At 68.1% G+C, this 16,141-nt stretch carries 13 protein-coding genes and 1 tRNA gene; 6 read left to right on the forward strand and 8 right to left on the reverse strand.

The genetic code is table 11. The annotated features are described in order from the left end of the window. Positions 1-19: 19 nt before the first annotated feature. The 7 genes from E5S69_RS29035 to gloB all read right to left on the reverse strand — a co-directional run bounded on the left by E5S69_RS29035 (position 20) and on the right by gloB (position 10,109). Positions 20-1,189, reverse strand: coding sequence for an acyl-CoA dehydrogenase family protein (locus tag E5S69_RS29035; protein WP_171517882.1), 1,170 nt, complete (start codon positions 1,187-1,189; stop codon positions 20-22). 6 nt (positions 1,190-1,195) lie between these two features. After that, positions 1,196-2,047 (reverse strand): enoyl-CoA hydratase family protein, encoded by an 852-nt coding sequence (locus E5S69_RS29040; protein WP_171517883.1) that lies wholly within the window; start codon positions 2,045-2,047, stop codon positions 1,196-1,198. 34 nt (positions 2,048-2,081) lie between these two features. Further along, a complete protein-coding gene (locus tag E5S69_RS29045; RefSeq protein ID WP_171517884.1) occupies positions 2,082-2,885 on the reverse strand; it encodes an SDR family NAD(P)-dependent oxidoreductase in 804 nt (267 codons plus the stop codon). Beyond that, positions 2,882-5,236: a bifunctional salicylyl-CoA 5-hydroxylase/oxidoreductase gene (locus tag E5S69_RS29050; protein WP_171517885.1), complete on the reverse strand. Its 2,355-nt coding sequence runs from the start codon at positions 5,234-5,236 to the stop codon at positions 2,882-2,884. Before E5S69_RS29050 ends, E5S69_RS29045 begins: the two co-directional genes overlap by 4 nt. 174 nt (positions 5,237-5,410) lie before the next feature. Beyond that, positions 5,411-7,339 carry a propionate--CoA ligase gene (locus E5S69_RS29055; protein ID WP_336510621.1) on the reverse strand — a complete coding sequence of 643 codons (1,929 nt, stop codon included), beginning with the start codon at positions 7,337-7,339 and terminating at the stop codon, positions 5,411-5,413. Between the two features lie 143 nt (positions 7,340-7,482). Next, on the reverse strand, positions 7,483-9,171 hold the full coding sequence (locus tag E5S69_RS29060) for a transglycosylase SLT domain-containing protein (protein ID WP_171517887.1): 1,689 nt from the start codon (positions 9,169-9,171) through the stop codon (positions 7,483-7,485). A gap of 137 nt (positions 9,172-9,308) precedes the next feature. Then, on the reverse strand, positions 9,309-10,109 hold the full coding sequence (gene gloB / locus E5S69_RS29065; protein ID WP_171517888.1) for a hydroxyacylglutathione hydrolase: 801 nt from the start codon (positions 10,107-10,109) through the stop codon (positions 9,309-9,311). Positions 10,110-10,121: 12 nt separating this feature from the next. Here gloB and E5S69_RS29070 point away from each other — a divergent pair, with 12 nt between their 5' ends. The 5 genes from E5S69_RS29070 (at position 10,122) to E5S69_RS29090 (ending at position 13,198) form a co-directional block, all read left to right on the forward strand. Beyond that, positions 10,122-10,922 (forward strand): methyltransferase domain-containing protein, encoded by an 801-nt coding sequence (locus E5S69_RS29070; RefSeq protein WP_171517889.1) that lies wholly within the window; start codon positions 10,122-10,124, stop codon positions 10,920-10,922. A gap of 87 nt (positions 10,923-11,009) precedes the next feature. After that, complete coding sequence (rnhA, locus tag E5S69_RS29075) at positions 11,010-11,447, forward strand: ribonuclease HI (protein WP_018007845.1); 438 nt, start codon at positions 11,010-11,012, stop codon at positions 11,445-11,447. A 56-nt stretch (positions 11,448-11,503) separates the two neighbouring features. Then, positions 11,504-12,244: a DNA polymerase III subunit epsilon gene (gene dnaQ, locus E5S69_RS29080; RefSeq protein WP_171517890.1), complete on the forward strand. Its 741-nt coding sequence runs from the start codon at positions 11,504-11,506 to the stop codon at positions 12,242-12,244. A gap of 88 nt (positions 12,245-12,332) precedes the next feature. Beyond that, positions 12,333-12,407 (forward strand) — tRNA-Val (locus tag E5S69_RS29085). A gap of 170 nt (positions 12,408-12,577) precedes the next feature. Further along, positions 12,578-13,198 (forward strand): hypothetical protein, encoded by a 621-nt coding sequence (locus E5S69_RS29090; protein ID WP_171517891.1) that lies wholly within the window; start codon positions 12,578-12,580, stop codon positions 13,196-13,198. Here the strand turns inward: E5S69_RS29090 and E5S69_RS29095 are convergent. Then, positions 13,195-13,800 (reverse strand): cysteine hydrolase family protein, encoded by a 606-nt coding sequence (locus E5S69_RS29095; protein WP_171517892.1) that lies wholly within the window; start codon positions 13,798-13,800, stop codon positions 13,195-13,197. The genes E5S69_RS29090 and E5S69_RS29095 overlap by 4 nt on opposite strands. A gap of 256 nt (positions 13,801-14,056) precedes the next feature. Between E5S69_RS29095 and E5S69_RS29100 the strand changes: the two genes are divergently transcribed. After that, positions 14,057-16,054, forward strand: coding sequence for a sensor domain-containing diguanylate cyclase (locus E5S69_RS29100; protein ID WP_236901467.1), 1,998 nt, complete (start codon positions 14,057-14,059; stop codon positions 16,052-16,054). The last annotated feature ends 87 nt before the right edge of the window (positions 16,055-16,141 follow it).

The raw sequence follows: 16,141 nt of genomic DNA on the forward strand, positions 1-16,141 counted from the left end.
TCGGGTAGCGCGTGGGCCGTCAGGCCTGATGCCCGGCCAGTGTCTCGCGCGCGATGATCAGCTTCTGCACTTCCGTGGCGCCTTCATAGATGCGCAACGAGCGGATCTCGCGGTACAGGCTTTCCACGCGCGTGCCGACCCGGACGCCAAGGCCGCCGAACATCTGCACCGCGCGGTCGATCACCTGCTGCGCGTTCTCGGTGGCGACCATCTTGGCCATGGCCGCCTCGCGCGTGGTGCGCTGGCCCCTGACATCGCGCAGCCACGCCGCGCGGTAGGTCAGCAGCGCAGCGGCGTCGATGGCGGTGGCCATGTCGCCGATGGCGGCCTGCGTCAGCTGCAGGTCGGCCAGCACGCCGCCGAACATCGGGCGTGCACGGGCGCGCCCCAGCGCATCGTCCAGCGCGGCACGGCCAAAGCCCAGCGCCGCCGCCGCGACCGAGGCGCGGAAGATGTCGAGCGTCATCATCGCTACCTTGAAGCCCTGCCCGGCCTCGCCCAGCCGGTTGCCCACCGGCACGCGGCACTGGTCGAAGCGCAGCGTGGCCAGCGGATGCGGCGCCATCACGTCGATGCGCTCGGCGATGGTCAGGCCCGGCGTATCGGCGTCGACCACCAGCGCCGTGATGCCACGCGCGCCCGGTGCTTCGCCGGTGCGCACGAACACGCAGTAGAAGTCGGCGATGCCGCCGTTCGAAATCCAGGTCTTGGCGCCATCGACCACATATTGGCTGCCGTCGTCCGACAGGCGCGCGCTGCACTGCATCGCGGCGACATCCGAGCCGGCCTCGGGCTCCGACAGCGCGAACGCCGCAATCGCCTCACCACGGGCCACGCGCAGCAGGTAACGCGCACGCAGCGCGTCGCTACCCGCCAGCGAGATCGCACCCGATCCCAGCCCCTGCATGGCAAAGGCAAAATCGGCCAGGCCGTCATGGCGCGCGAGCGTCTCGCGCAGCAGGCACAGGGAGCGCGAATCGAGCGCCGGCAGCGCGCCGCCATGCGCGGCCGGCACGCAGTAGCGCAGCCAGCCCGCCTCGCCCAGCTGCCGCACCAGCGCGCGGCACGCGGCATCGGTGTCACTGTGGTCTACGTGCAGGTGCTGTGCGCACCAGCCGTCGAGCTCGCGCTCCAGCGCGCGGTGGGCGTCGTCGAACAGCGGCAGATCCAGGTAGGTCTTGTCGGACATGACGGTTCAGTCCCCTTCGAATACCGGCTTGGTCTTCGCGACGAAGGCTTCATAGGCGCGGCGGAAATCGCGCGTCTGCATGCAGATGGCCTGCGCCTCGGCTTCGGCTTCGATGGCCTCGTCGAGGCCCATGTTCCATTCCTGGTGCAGCAGCTTCTTGGTCACGCCGTGCGCAAAGGTCGGGCCGGCGGCCAGTTGCGCGGCCAGCGCCTGCGCCTGCGCCAGCACCGCTTCGGACGGATGCAGCGCGTTGAAGAAGCCCCACTGCAGGCCTTCGTCCGCGCTCATCGAGCGGCCTGTGTACAGCAGCTCGCTGGCACGGCCCTGCCCGATCACGCGCGGCAGCAGCGTGCACGCGCCCATGTCGGCGCCGGCCAGGCCCACCCGCGTGAACAGGAACGCGGTTTTTGCCTGGGCCGTGCCCAGGCGCATGTCCGAAGCCAGCGCCATCATCGCGCCCGCGCCGGCGCAGATGCCGTCGACCGCGCTCACCACCGGCTGCGGGCACACGCGCATTGCCTTGACGAGGTCGCCGGTCATGCGCGTGAAGTCGAGCAGTTCCGGCATCGACATGCGCGTCAGCGGGCCAATGATTTCATGCACGTCGCCGCCCGAGCAGTAGTTGCCGCCCGCGCCGGTCACTACCACCGCCTTGATGTCGCTGGCGTAGCACAGGCCGCGGAACAGGTCGCGCAGCTCGGCGTAGGAATCGAAGGTGAGCGGGTTCTTGCGTTCGGGTCGGTTCAGCGTCACGGTGCCGACCTTGCCGTCGCCGGACACCGACCACAGGAAGTGCTCAGGCTGGTAGCCGGCAAAGCTGCGCTTGTGGTGGCGCATGTCGAGTGCGATCTCTGTCATGGGTTCTCTCGTTGTCTGCTGCAGTCAGTGGGCTTCAACCCGCCATCACTTCGCCGCCGGCGACGGCGACAGCCTGCCCGGTCATGGCGGCGGCGGACGGCTGGCACAGCCAGGCCACCGCGTCGGCCACTTCGTCGGGCTGGACCAGCCGGCGTTGCGGGTTGCGCGCGGCCAGCTCGGCGCGCGCCTGTGCCTCGGTGCGGCCGGTCTTGCCGACGATATTGGCGACCGCGTCGCGCACAATATCGGTTTCGGTATAGCCGGGGCACACTGCGTTGACGGTCACGCCCCTGGCCGCGGTTTCCAGTGCCAGCGCCCGCGTCAGGCCGATCACGCCGTGCTTGGCGGCGCAGTACGCGCTGACGTAGCCATAGCCGACCAGCCCCGCGGTGCTGGCCACGTTGACGATGCGACCCCAGCCCGCCTCCAGCATCGCCGGCAGCGCCGCCTGCGTGCACAGGAAGGTGCCGGTCAGGTTGACGTCCAGCATGCGCTGCCACAGCGCGGCATCGGTCTTGAGGAATGGCGCGCTGTGCGCCTGGCCGGCATTGTTGACCAGCATCGCGACCGGACCGCCCTGCTCCGTGGCCGCGGCAAAGGCGCGCGCAACGCTGCCGGCATCGGCAATGTCGGCCGTGACGAACGCAACGATCGCACCCGCCGGCGCCTGCCCGCGCAGCGCCTGCACCGTGGCTTGCAGCGTGCCGGCATCGCGCCCCAGCAGCGTGACGCTGGCGCCGTCGGCCAGCAACCGCCGCGCGATCGCCGCGCCGATGCCGCGCCCGCCGCCGGTGACCAGCGCGTGGCGCCCCGCCAATGCACCCGCTGCGCCGGTCATGCCTGCTTCTCCTGCGCCGCCGCGCGTTCGAGATTGGTTTCCAGTTGCCGCTTGCCGGCCAGGTACTGCTTGGGCCATGGAATATCGCGGTAGCCGATGCGCGCCGCTTCGTGCAGCGTCCAGGCCGGATTGGCCAGATGCGGGCGAGCGATCGCGCACAGGTCAGCGCGGCCGGCGGCGATGATCGAGTCGACATGGTCGGCCTCGAAGATCGCACCCACCGCAATGGTGGCGATGCCGGCCTCGTTGCGGATCCGGTCGGCAAACGGGGTCTGGTACATGCGGCCGTAGACCGGGGCCTGGTCGGGGCTGACCTGGCCCGACGAGCAGTCGATCATGTCCGCGCCCGCGGCCTTGAAGGCACGCGCAATCTCGACCGCGTCATCGGGCGTGATGCCGCCCTCGACCCAGTCATGGGCGGAAATGCGCACCGACATCGGCTTGTCCTGCGGCCACACCGCGCGCACCGCGGCAAACACCTCGAGCGGATAGCGCAGCCGTGCCGCCAGCGATCCGCCGTATTCGTCCTCGCGCGTATTGGTCAGCGGCGAGATAAAGCTCGACAGCAAGTAGCCGTGCGCGCAGTGCAGCTCGAGCCAATCGAAGCCCGCCTCGGCGGCGCGGCGCGCGCTGGCGACGAAATCATCGCGCACGCGCTCCATGTCCGCGCGGGTCATCTCGCGCGGGGTCTGCGATTCGCCCGGCAGGTAAGGCAGTGGCGAGGCCGACAGCACCGGCCAGTTGCCCGCCGGCAGCGGATGGTCCATCGCCTCCCAGCCGAGCTGGGTCGAGCCCTTGCGGCCCGCGTGGCCGATCTGCATGGCGATGCGCGCATCGCTGTTGCCATGCACGAACGCGACGATGCGCTGCCAGGCGTCGCGCTGCGCGTCGTTCCACAAGCCCGGGCACCCCGGCGTGATGCGCGCGTCGGGCGACACGCAGGTCATCTCCGCCACCACCATGCCGGCGCCGCCGAGCGCGCGCGCGCCCAGGTGGACCAGATGAAAGTCGCCCGGCACGCCGTCGGCGCAGGAATACATCGCCATCGGCGACACCACCACGCGGTTCTTCAGCGTGACCCCGCGCAGGCGGAACGGCGTGAACATCGGCGGCAGCGGCTGGTGCTCGCGCAGCCGCAGGCTGTCCGCCGGCACGCCGGCCTGCTGCGCCAGCCAGTGCTCGAATTGCGCGACATAGCCGGCATCGCGCACGCGCAGGTTCTCGTGAGAAATCCGCTGCGAGCGCGTCAGCAGCGAATAGGCGAACTGTTCCGGCGGCAGGCTGCCGGCATAGCGCTCGACGTTCTCGAACCACTCGGTCGAGTTGCGCGCCGCGTTCTGAATCTTCAGCACTTCCACGCCGCGCGTGGCTTCGTAGCGCGCCAGCGCGTCGGGCAGTCCGTCATGGCCCTTGCCGCGGATTTCGCGGGCCAGGTCGATGGCATCTTCCAGTGCCAGCTTGGTGCCCGAGCCGATCGAGAAATGCGCGGTGTGCGCGGCATCGCCCATCAGCACCACCGGCACGCGGCGGCCATCGGGCAAGGTGTTCCAGTGCACCCATTGCCGGCAGATCACGCGCGGGAAGCGGATCCAGATCGCCGAGCCGCGCAGGTGCGCCGCATTGGTGATCAGCTTGTTGCCGTCGAGGTAGCGCGCGAACAGTGTCTCGCAGTACGCCACGCCCTCTTCCTGGCTCATCTCTTCGATGCCGGCTGCGCGCCAGACCGATTCCGGCGCCTCGACGATAAAGGTCGAGGTGTTGTCGTCGAAGCGGTACGCATGCGCCTGGAACCAGCCGTGCTCGGTCTTTTCGAAGGCAAAGGTGAAGGCATCGAACAGCTTGTGCGTGCCCAGCCAGACAAAGCGGCACTGGCGCGTGTCGATATCCGGCTGGAAGGTGTCGGCATAGCGCGTGCGGATCCGGCTGTTGAGGCCATCGGAGGCGATCACCAGGTCGGCCTGGTATTGCATGGCCAGGGCCTGGTCGTCGGACACATCGGTCTCGAACACCAGTTTCACCCCGAGCGCTTCGCAGCGCGCCTGCAGGATGTTGAGCAGGCGCTTGCGGCCGATGCCGATAAAGCCGTGGCCGCCCGAGCGAATCGTGCGCCCGCCGATATGGATGTCGATATCGTCCCAATGGTTGAACGCGGCGTTGATCTCGGCGGCGCTGACCGGGTCGGCTTCCTTCAGGTTGTCCATGGTGGCGTCGGAGAACACCACGCCCCAGCCGAAGGTGTCGTACGGCCGGTTGCGTTCGACCACGATGATCTCATTGGCCGGGTCCTGCAGTTTCATCAGCAGGCCGAAGTACAGGCCGGCGGGGCCTCCGCCAATACAAAGCACACGCATCTGTTGCCTCCTGCCGGCTGTGCCAGTCGCGTCGCATACGACGCATCGGCTCCGGGCCGCGATCTAGATCAAGGTTAAATATTTTATGCTTCAAATATTAGACTGCATCACGACCGATGGCAAGACCGCGATGCGATGTGCCCCGCCCGGCACCCGCATCGCCTTTTCCCGGCACTAACCTTTCAACGCGGCCTGTAGCTGTTCCAGCGCGGCCGGGTCTTCGATGGTCGTGAGGTCGCCGGGGTCCCGGCCCTCGGCCACGGCCTGCATGGCACGCCGCAGCAGCTTGCCCGAACGCGTCTTGGGCAGCGCATTGACGAAGAACACGCGCGCCGGGCGCGCCACCGCGCCGAGTTGCTGCTCGACGGTCTTCATCAGCTCGCCTTCCAGCGCCAGCCGCGCCTGCGGCGTGGCCGTGCGCGCCGGATCGCGCGCAATGCAGAACGCCATCGCCACCTGCCCCTTGAGCGCGTCCTGCACCCCCACCACCGCCACCTCGGCCACGGCCGCGCTGGACGACAGGCTTTCTTCGATCTCGCGCGTGCCCAGCCGGTGGCCGGCCACATTGATGACGTCGTCGGTGCGGCCCAGGATAAAGACATAGCCGTCGGCATCGCGCACGCCCCAGTCGAACGTCGAGTAGCACATACGGTTCGGCACCGCCTGCCAGTAAGTGCGCACGAAGCGGTCATCGTCGCCCCAGACCGTGCTCATGCAACCCGGCGGCAGCGGGCCGTCGATGGCGACCACGCCCTTCTGCCCGGGCGGGCATTCCGCACCAGTGTTCTCGTCGACGATCTTCAGGTCATAGCCGTAGGCCGGCACCCCGGGCGAGCCCAGCTTGGGCGGCAGCGCCTCGATGCCGCGCTGGATCGCGATGATGGGCCAGCCGGATTCGGTCTGCCAGTAGTTGTCGACCACGGGCTTGCCCAGGCCGTCCTGGATCCAGCGCGCGGTCGGCTCGTCCAGCGGCTCGCCTGCCAGGAACAGCAGCCGCAGGCTGGACAGGTCGTAACGCGTCAGCCACGCCGGGTCCTGCTTCTTCAGCACGCGGATCGCGGTCGGGGCGCTGAACATCAGGTTGACCCGGTATTGTTCGACCAGGCGCCACAGGATGCCGCCATCGGGGCGGATCGGCGTGCCCTCATACATCAGCGTGGCCATGCCGGCCAGCAGCGGGCCATAGACGATATAGCTGTGCCCGACCACCCAGCCGATGTCCGACGCGGTGAACATGGTGTCACCGGCCTTGCCGCAGAAGATGTACTCCATCGAGGTCGCTAGCGCCACCGCATAGCCGCCGGTATCGCGCTGCACGCCCTTGGGCTTGCCGGTGGTGCCGGAGGTATAGAGCACATAGGATGGTTCGCTCGACTCCAGCCACACGCACGGCACCTGCACGGCGGCGACTTGCTCGCGCCACGCCGCGTAGTCTTCATCGCGGCCTTCGGCGCGGGGCATGTCCGCCAGCCCCCGGTCCACCAGCAGCACCTTCTCGGGCTGGTGCGACGACAGCCGGATGGCCTCGTCGAGCAGCGGCTTGTACGGCACCACCTTGCCGGCGCGCGAACCGGCGTCGGCGCTGACCACCACGCGTGGCCGGGCATCCTCGATGCGCGCGGCCAGGCTGACCGAGGCAAAGCCGCCGAACACCACCGAATGGATCGCCCCGATGCGCGCGCACGCCAGCATCGCAAAGGCGGCTTCCGGGATCATCGGCATGTAGATCAGCACGCGGTCGCCCTGCCGCACACCCAATCCCTGCAGGATCGCCGCCATGCGGCTGACCTCGGCGTGCAGCTCGGCGTAGGTGAAGCTGCGGGCCTGGTCGGTCTCGGTCGAGACCCAGTGCAGCGCCGGCTGGCTGGCGCGGGCCGCCAGATGGCGGTCAACCGCGTTGTGGCACAGGTTGGTGCGCCCGCCGACGAACCAGCGCGTAAAAGGTGCGCGGCGGTTGTCGAGCACCTGGCTGAACGGGGTTTCCCACTCGATGCGTGCGGCCTGTTCGGCCCAGAACCCCTCGGGGTCGGCCAGCGAACGGGCATGCACGGCATGGCTTGCCGTCATGTCTGTCTCCTCCGCGTCTGCGGTCGTTTGTGATATGCCGGTAGTTTGCCACCGGCCCGGGCACCCGTGGCCAGGTTTCAGGGCGCTGCCGCACGGGACGCCGCCGGCACATGAAAAAAAAGGGGCGTGCCGACGGCATCGCCCCTCTTCTTTGCAACGCCGCCCAGCGGCCGGCCACGTCAGCGTGCCTTGACTCCCTTGGCGCTGGTCTTGGTGCTGGCCTTTGCCGACACCTTGGCGACGGGTGCCGACTTTGCCGCGTGTCGTGGCGAGGCCTCGACCACCACACGCTGGCGCGCGTCGCCCTTGCCCTTGGCGGAGGCCCGGACCACCTTGGCGCCCTTGCCAGGCTGGTCAGCCTTGTCGGCCTTGCCGCTGCGTTCGGTGCGACTGGCCGATTCGGTGCGTTCGGCCCGGTCGGCGCGTTCGGCCCGGGCCGCCCGCACGGCGCCGGCGCCGCGCACCGGCACCATCAGCACCAGGCTCTGGCCAGCCACCAGCTTGGTGCCGGAGAGCTTGTTCCACGACTGCACCTGCCCGGCCGAAACGCCATAGCGCCGCGCCACCGAGGCCACGGTATCGCGCCGGCTGGCACGCACCACCACGCGGCGCGCATCCGGCAGGTCCGGCTCCATCGCCAGCATGGCGCTGTCGGCAAGCGTGGCACTGATGTCCTGGTCATGCCGGCCCGAGCGCGGAATCATCACGGTCGAACCCGCTTTCAGGCGCATGCCCTTGGGGATGCTGTTGATCTCGCGCAGCGTATCGGCATCGACATTCAGCCGCGCCGCCAGCGATTCGACGCGCTCGCGGCTGTCCACCGTCACCGCGGCCCAGCTCGACAGCCCGCCGCGATAGGTGTTCAGGTTGTACTGGAAGCGCTCGGCGTTATCGAACGGCAGCAGGATCTGCGGGTTCGACGCACCCAGGATCACCGGCCGGTTGAACGACGGGTTCAGGGCCTTGAATTCCTCCACCGACATGTCCGCCAGCTTGGCCGCGAGGTTCACGTCGATGTCGCGCGAGGTGGTCACCGTGACGAAGTACGGGTGGTCCGGGATCTCGGGCAACTTGACGCCGTACGCGGCCGGGTTGGCGATGATGTTCTTGACCGCCTGCAGCTTGGGCACGTAGTAGCGCGTCTCGTTGGGCATCGGCAGGCTGGCGTAGTCGGTCGGCAGCCCGCGCGCCTGGTTGCGCGCGATTGCCCGCGACACGGCGCCCTCGCCCCAGTTGTACGCGGCCAGCGCCAGGTGCCAGTCGCCGAACATGTCATAGAGCCGCGCCAGGTAGTCCAGCGCGGCGTCGGTCGAGGCCAGCACGTCGCGGCGCTCGTCGCGGAACATGTTTTGCTTCAGGTTGTACGACTTGCCCGTGCTCGGGATGAACTGCCACATCCCGGCCGCCTTGGCGGTGGACTGCGCCTGCGGGTTGAACGCGCTCTCGACGAACGGCAGCAGCGCCAGCTCGGTCGGCATCTTGCGCTGTTCCAGCTCCTCGACGATGTGGTAGAGGTAGCGGCTCGAGCGCCCGACCATCCGTTCCATGTACTCCGGCCGCTGCGCATACCACTGGGTACGATCATCGACCAGCGTGCCCTCCAGGTCCGGCATGGCAAAGCCGCGCCGGATGCGATCCCAGATGTCGTTGGACGGGCCGCGCAGCCAGTCCAGGCCGCCCTGGTCGACATTGATAGTGGAAGAGGAAGACAGCGCGGACTTGTCGCTGAGCGAGTTGAGCGGGTCCTGGCGCTTGGCAGTCTGGGCGGTCGCGGCACCGATGGTGCCCTCAGGCGGCGTGGGGGTGCTGGCGCACGCTGCAAGCAGCGCGGCGCACGCGACCACCGCCAGTAGTCGACCAATTTTCATTAAATTCTCAAATCGTGACGCTAAAAGGTTGCGTGATGCTAAAAAAAACCGCGTATCGCGTCAATCAGATTTTCCACATAGCGAATATACGGCGGCTGGCCGCCCTGCCTTGTGGCGCCATGGGGCGCGGACCGGGGTCAGCGGAAATTGTCCTTCCAGCCCCGCAGCGCGCCGAACGCCTGGGCATCGTCCGTGGTGGCCCCGCCCTGGGCTGACACCGTCGCGCGCACGGTAGGTTCGCGCGAGCGCAGGAACGGGTTGACCTCGCGCTCATGGGCGATGGTGGTCGGCAGCGTCGGCCGGTCCGCCGCGCGCAGTGCCTCGACGCGTTGCTCCCACGCCGCCAGCGCGGCATTGCCGGGCTCGACCGCGCGGGCGAAGCGCACGTTGCTGCGCGTGTATTCATGCGCGCAATAGACGCGGGTGTCGCCGGGCAGCGCCGCCAGCTTGTCCAGCGACGCCAGCATCTGCGCCGGCGTGCCTTCGAACAGCCGTCCGCAGCCGCTCGCGAACAGGGTATCGCCGCAGAACACGGCCGGGCCGGCTTCGCCCAGGTCGGCGACGTAGGCGATATGGCCGGCCGTGTGGCCGGGCACGTCCAGCACGCGCAGGGTCAGCGCCGGCGCCGCGAGCGTCGCCACATCGCCCTCGCGCAGCGCCTGGGTGCGCCCGCCGATACGCTCGCCCGCCGGGCCCAGCACCGGCAGCGGCTCGCCCGAGGGCGCGCGCGGATGCGCCGCCAGCAGCTCGGCCACGCCGCCCTGGTGATCGCCGTGGTGATGGGTGATTACAATAGCGCCCAGAGCCAGACCGCTTTGCGCCAGAAAGCGCTCCACCGGCGCAGCCTCGCCAGGATCGACCACGGCGGCGCAGTGCCCGTCGTGGATGGCCCAGATATAGTTATCCTGGAACGCCGGGATCGGCTCAACCTTCAACATGCGCATGCTCCTATGTCCAATCGTCCCAATCACTCGATTGTAAGCTGGGAAGACTGGCTGGCCTCGCCGCCCGGCGAGTACATGCTGCGCTGGGAGGCGCAGCAGTACGACCGCACCGTGACCGACATCTTCGGCTACCACGCGGTCCAGCTGGGCCTGCCGTATATCGATACCCTGCGCGAGAACCGGATGCCGTTCTCGGCGCTGGCGCTGGATCCGTCCAGCGGCCCGCACGGGCCCCGCGCCGCACATCCGGATGCGCGCCAGCTGCTGTGCCGTTTCGACGAACTGCCGTTCGACACCCAGAGCATCGACCTGGTCACCCTGCCGCATATCCTGGAATTCGCCGAAGACCCGCATGAAGTGCTGCGCGAAGTCTCGCGGGTGCTGATGCCGGAGGGCCGCGTGGTCGTCACCTGCTTCAACCCGATGAGCCTGTGGGGCGCGCGCCAGGGCATGAACCGGCTCGGCGCCACGCCGTTCCTGCCGACGGACGCGCAGCAGATCGGTTTCGTGCGCATCAAGGACTGGCTCAAGTTGCTCGGCTTCGATATCATCCGCGGCCGCTTCGGCTGCTATTGCCCGCCGTACCGCACCGACCGCTGGCTGCAGCGCTCCGCCTTCATGGAAAAGGCCGGCGACCGCTGGTGGCCGATCTTCGGCGCGGTCTATATGATTTCGGCGATCAAGCGCGTGCGCAATATCCGGCTGGTGGGACCGGCCTGGAAGAGCAAGCCGGCGCTGGCGCCGGTGTCGGCGCCCGTGGCCACGCCCACCGGCACGCATGGCAAGACCCCCGGCAAGGAGCATTGACGCGGCCCGGCCGCGCGCTATTCGCCCTTTCGCCCTATTTGCCCCTCAATGCGCCACCCGCTCCGCGGGTGGCCACCACGGAATCACATGCAAGAAGTCACGATCTACTCCGACGGCGCCTGCAAGGGCAATCCCGGCCGCGGCGGCTGGGGCGCGGTGCTCGTCGCCGGCACCAGCGAGAAAGAGCTGTTCGGCGGCGAGCCGAACACCACCAATAACCGCATGGAAATGACCGCCGTGATCGAAGCGCTGCGCGCGCTCAAGCGGCCCTGCGTGGTGCGCGTCTATACCGACTCGCAGTACGTGCAGAAAGGCATCAGCGAATGGCTGCCCGGCTGGAAGGCACGCGGCTGGAAAACCGCAGACAAGAAACCGGTCAAGAACGCCGACCTGTGGCAGGCGCTGGACACCCTGGCGCAACCGCACCAGATCTCCTGGCACTGGGTGCGTGGCCACAACGGCCACCCCGGCAACGAGCGCGCCGACGCGCTGGCCAACCGCGGCGTCGAATCGATCGGCCGCTGAGCCGAGCCTGCAGCAAGACAACAACAAGCGCGGAACGCCAGCCCCGCTCCGCTAGAATGCCCGCCATGCGACAAATCGTTCTCGATACCGAAACCACCGGCCTGAATGCCGCCACCGGCGACCGCCTGATCGAAATCGGCTGCGTCGAGCTGATGAACCGGCGCCTGACGGGGCGCCACCTGCACTTCTACGTCAACCCCGAACGCGATATCGACGAAGGCGCGATTGCCGTGCACGGCATCACGGTCGAGTTCCTGGCCGACAAGCCCCGCTTTGCCGAAGTCGTTCACGACATCCGCGCGTTCGTGCAGGACGCCGAGCTGATCATCCACAACGCGCAGTTCGACCTGGGCTTCCTCGACATGGAATTCCAGCTGCTGGGCCTGCCGCCGTTCCGCCAGCATGTCGGCAACGTGATCGATACCTTGCGCGAAGCCCGCCAGATGTTCCCCGGCAAGCGCAACTCGCTGGATGCGCTGTGCGAACGCCTCGGCATCGGCAACGCCCACCGCACGCTGCACGGCGCGCTGCTCGATGCCGAACTGCTGGCCGAGGTCTACCTGGCGATGACGCGCGGCCAGGATTCGCTGGTGATCGACACGCTTGACAGCAACAGCGGCCAGGGCGGCGTGGTGACTACCGCCGACCTGTCCAGGCTGACCTTGCCGGTACTGCGCGCCACGGACGAGGAACAGCAAGCGCATCTCGCCCTGCTGAAGGGCCTGGACAAGGCAAGCGGCGGTAAGACCGTATGGCAGGACGACCCGGCGGAAGCGCCCGGAACGCTCGCCGCGTGACAAAAATCAAAAAAGGGCTTTACAAGATACAAGAGCCTCTGCATAATCTCATTTCTCTGCTGCACGACGGCAACGACGACGCAGACAGGGGTGGTTAGCTCAGCGGTAGAGCACTGCCTTCACACGGCAGGGGTCACAGGTTCAATCCCTGTACCACCCACCAGATTCAGGAAAGCCAGCCTCGCGCTGGCTTTTTTCATTGCCGCGCGCGATCCGCCGGCTGACATGGGATCCCTTCGCGAAACCATGGGGTTCGCCGGAACAAGGCTCGTCTCATTTCGGGCCATGTCTACGCCCGGTACCTTGAAGCTCCGACCATCGCTGGAGCCCGTCTTGCCATTCCCCAGCCTTACGCCAGCCTGCCCCGAGCCCGCCTTGCCCTGGACCGGCCGCAACCCGGTCAGCCCGGGCTGGTTCGAAATGCGCTCCGCGCGGGTGCCGCGCGATGCCCGGCCGGTTTATGACGAAGACATGGATTGCGTCATTGGCTACCACCGCCGGTTCGCCGCGGTCGCCGCCACCTACGACCTGATCGGCGGGGTCGTGACGCTCGATGCCTGCACGGACGATGAAGGCAGCACCCGAGCACCGCTACTGGTTGCCGGCGCGCTGTGGCAGCCGCGGGCGCACGGCGTCACACGCCTTGGCAGCGAAGGAGAAGGCCTGGCGGCCCCAGCGGGCACGCTGGCGTGGCTGCGCGGGCGCTTTATTGCGCTGGCCCGGCAGCCGCTGCACTTCAGCCCCACGGCGCTGGCCGACATGTGCGAGCCGGAGCAGTTCGTGCCGCTGCATATCCTGCGGCTGGCGATACGCTGCGGTGCGCCACCGGCGGCGGACACCGCGCGCTTCATTGCGCAAATCACGCGGCGCGGCATCCCGACCGCGCTGGAACTGAAGTTGCGTCCGCGCGACCACACCGTGCTATGCCTGCGCACGTGGCCGGTCGCCGTTTAGCGCCGCCAGGCGCCGGCATCGGCGACGACCGTGGCGAAGCGGTCGTTGAGCGCGGCCAGCGTGCTGCGGTGCAGGTCGGCCGCAGGCACGGCTGGCCCACCCAAGGGATCAGGCAGATCGCGCGTGGCGCACGCCGCGGCGACGACCGTGCTGCGAAAGCCATGGTCAAGCGCCGCGCGCACCGTCGCGCTGACACACATATGGGTCTGGAACCCCGCCACGATCAATTCCTTGCGCCCAAGCCCGGACAGCGCATCGGCCAGCGTGGTGCCGGCAAAGCTGTTGGGCAAACCCTTGGTGACGGTGATTTCGTCGGCCCGGGGTCCCAGGCCCTCAATGAAGGCGGCATACGGACCGGTGGGATCGAACGCCAGGCTGCCGGGCCGGCCATGGTGCGCCACGTGGATCACGGGCGTTCCATGCGCGCGCGCCAGTGCCAGCAAGTCCGCGCAGGCGGCCACGGCGGCCGGCATGCCGGCCAGCGGCAGGCGGCCATCGACGTACTCGCGCTGATGGTCGATCAGGATCAGGACAGAGGCTTCCCAGGCGGAAGGCGTACGGCTGGCACCGGCCAGGTCGAGCAGCGTGGTTGGTGTTGTCATAGGCGTGGAGCAGTCAAGTTTGGGGTTGGCCCCGCGTCAGAAGGGGCTTGCCAGCATCCTAATAGGAAGCGGCGGCTTCCGCATGTGCCGCGTTGGGGGCGACCGCGGAAGGCGCGACGCTTCCGTTGCAAACAGTTGCGAATTATCACTTGACATCTGCTAACCTTCCTATCACGCCGCCGGATCGGCGATCACCTCAAAGTCGGATTCGGGGACACAAAATAATGGGTCGGTGCGCACAAAAAAGAAGTCAACCATGCAGCACTCTTTGAAGTATCGGATGGCGTTGGCCACAGCGGGAGTGGTGACGCTGATCATCGTGCTGCGCGCGCTCTACGCCCAGTACTACGCTTATGACGGCCTGAAAAACCTGTTGCAGTCCCAGCAGGACACGCTGGTCAAGATGGTCGCCGAGCAACTCGATGAAAAGCTGCAGGGCCGCGCTGCGGTGCTGCACCGGCTGGCGCGCCAGTTCTCCGCCATGCCTGCGGCCAGGCCGGCGGAGTTGCGCCGTGCGGCACAAGGCCTGGTGGAAATTCCCGAGACCTTCAATGCCGTCTTCCTCGCCTCGCCTGACGGCGAATTGACGTTCAGCACGGCCGTGCCGGATGGGGTGCGCCTGCGCGTGAACGAGCGCGACTATTTTCGCGAGGTCCTGCAAGGCCAGGCGTTCGCGGTGTCGGACCTGATCCAGGGCAAGCAGACCAATGCACCGGGCGTGGTGCTGGCCGTGCCGATGCTCGGGCCCGCAGGCGAACTGCGCGGCGTGGTCGGCGGCGTGCTAAACCTGGCGGACAGCAACTTCCTGCGCGAGCTGGCGCATAGCCGGGTAGGCACCACCGGCAGCTTTTGCCTGGTGTCTTCCGGCAACAACCCGCGCTATGCGATGCATCCGGACGTGGGCCGCGTACTGACACCGGCGCGCGCCGTCGGCGAAGCCTGCGGCGCTGACCGCCCTGCCGCGCCGCTGGAAATCCTGACGCCGAGCCAGCCGATCGTCGCACGCTACCTGCTGGCCTCCAACGGCTGGGAAGTGGTGGCGGTCCTGCCCGCGGCCGAAGCTTATGCGCCGCTGGTCACGGTGCGCCATCGGACCGTGGCAATGGCCGCGATCACCATGGTCATCGCCGCCGGACTGATGTGGCTGGTCATGTGGCGCCTGCTGCAGCCGCTGCAGCGGCTGCACCGCGCGGTACGCCAGCTGGGCACCAACCCGAGAGCGGTGGCGGACCTTCCGGCCGGCCGCGCCGACGAGATCGGCGAGCTGGCGGCGACCTTCGCCGAGGTGGTGGCGCAGCTGTCGGAGCGCGAGGCCGCGCTGCAGGCCGCCAAGGACCACGCCGCCGCCAGCGAGAAGCGCATCGAGGCGATTGCCAACCATGTGCCGGACTTTATCTCGTTCATCGACATGCAGCAGCGCTATGTCTTCGTCAACCAGGCGTATGCGCGGCGCTACGGCGTGCCGGCGCAGCAGATCGTGGGCCTGTCGCTACGCGAGCTGTGGGGCACCCAGGAATACCTGGCCTGCCAGCCGTATCTTCAGCAAGCCAGCGCCGGCCAGGCCGTGACCTTTACCCGCGAAAGCGCAGACGGCACGGAGTGCATCGAAATCACCTGCCAGCCAGCGTGGAACGATGCCCAGGACACCGTGGACGGCCTGCACATGTTCGGGCGCAACATCACGCACGAGCGCGAAAAGCTGCGCAGCCTGGAAGCACAGACCGTCTCCGACTACCTGACCGGCCTGCTCAACCGCAAGGGCTTCGACCGGCGCCTGGCGGAAGCCATGGCGCGCACCGGCGCCAGCGCGTGCCCGCTGGCGCTGCTGCTGGTGGACCTGGACGATTTCAAGGCGGTCAACGACAACCATGGCCACCCCATCGGCGACCAGTTGCTGGTGGCGTTCGCGCAGCGGCTGCGCGCCTGCGTGCGCAAGGGCGATGCGGTCGCCCGCATCGGCGGCGACGAGTTTGCCGTGATCCTGGACGGTATTGCGGACCACCATGCCATGGCCTCGGTGGCCAGCACCATTGTGCAGGCGGCGCGCATGCCTTTCGTGATCGACGGCGCCACGCTGTCGGTGTCGGCGAGCGTCGGCTCGGCCATCCACGAAGCCCGTCACGCCATGACCGTAAGCGAGCTGTTCCTGCATGCCGACATGGCGCTGTATGAAGCCAAACGGCACGGCAAGGCGCGCTATGCCGCGCAGTCCGCGACGACGGCGCCTGTCGAGACCTCCGGCCTCACGACATAGAAGACGCTGTCGAAGCGCGGACGGCAGGAGGAAGGACGAGACGATTGCGGGCGTATCGACACAGTCAGCGCGCCCGCATCGCTCCGG

The sequence above is a fragment of the Cupriavidus necator genome (assembly GCF_013141915.1).
GTDB classification, from domain to species: domain Bacteria; phylum Pseudomonadota; class Gammaproteobacteria; order Burkholderiales; family Burkholderiaceae; genus Cupriavidus; species Cupriavidus necator_B.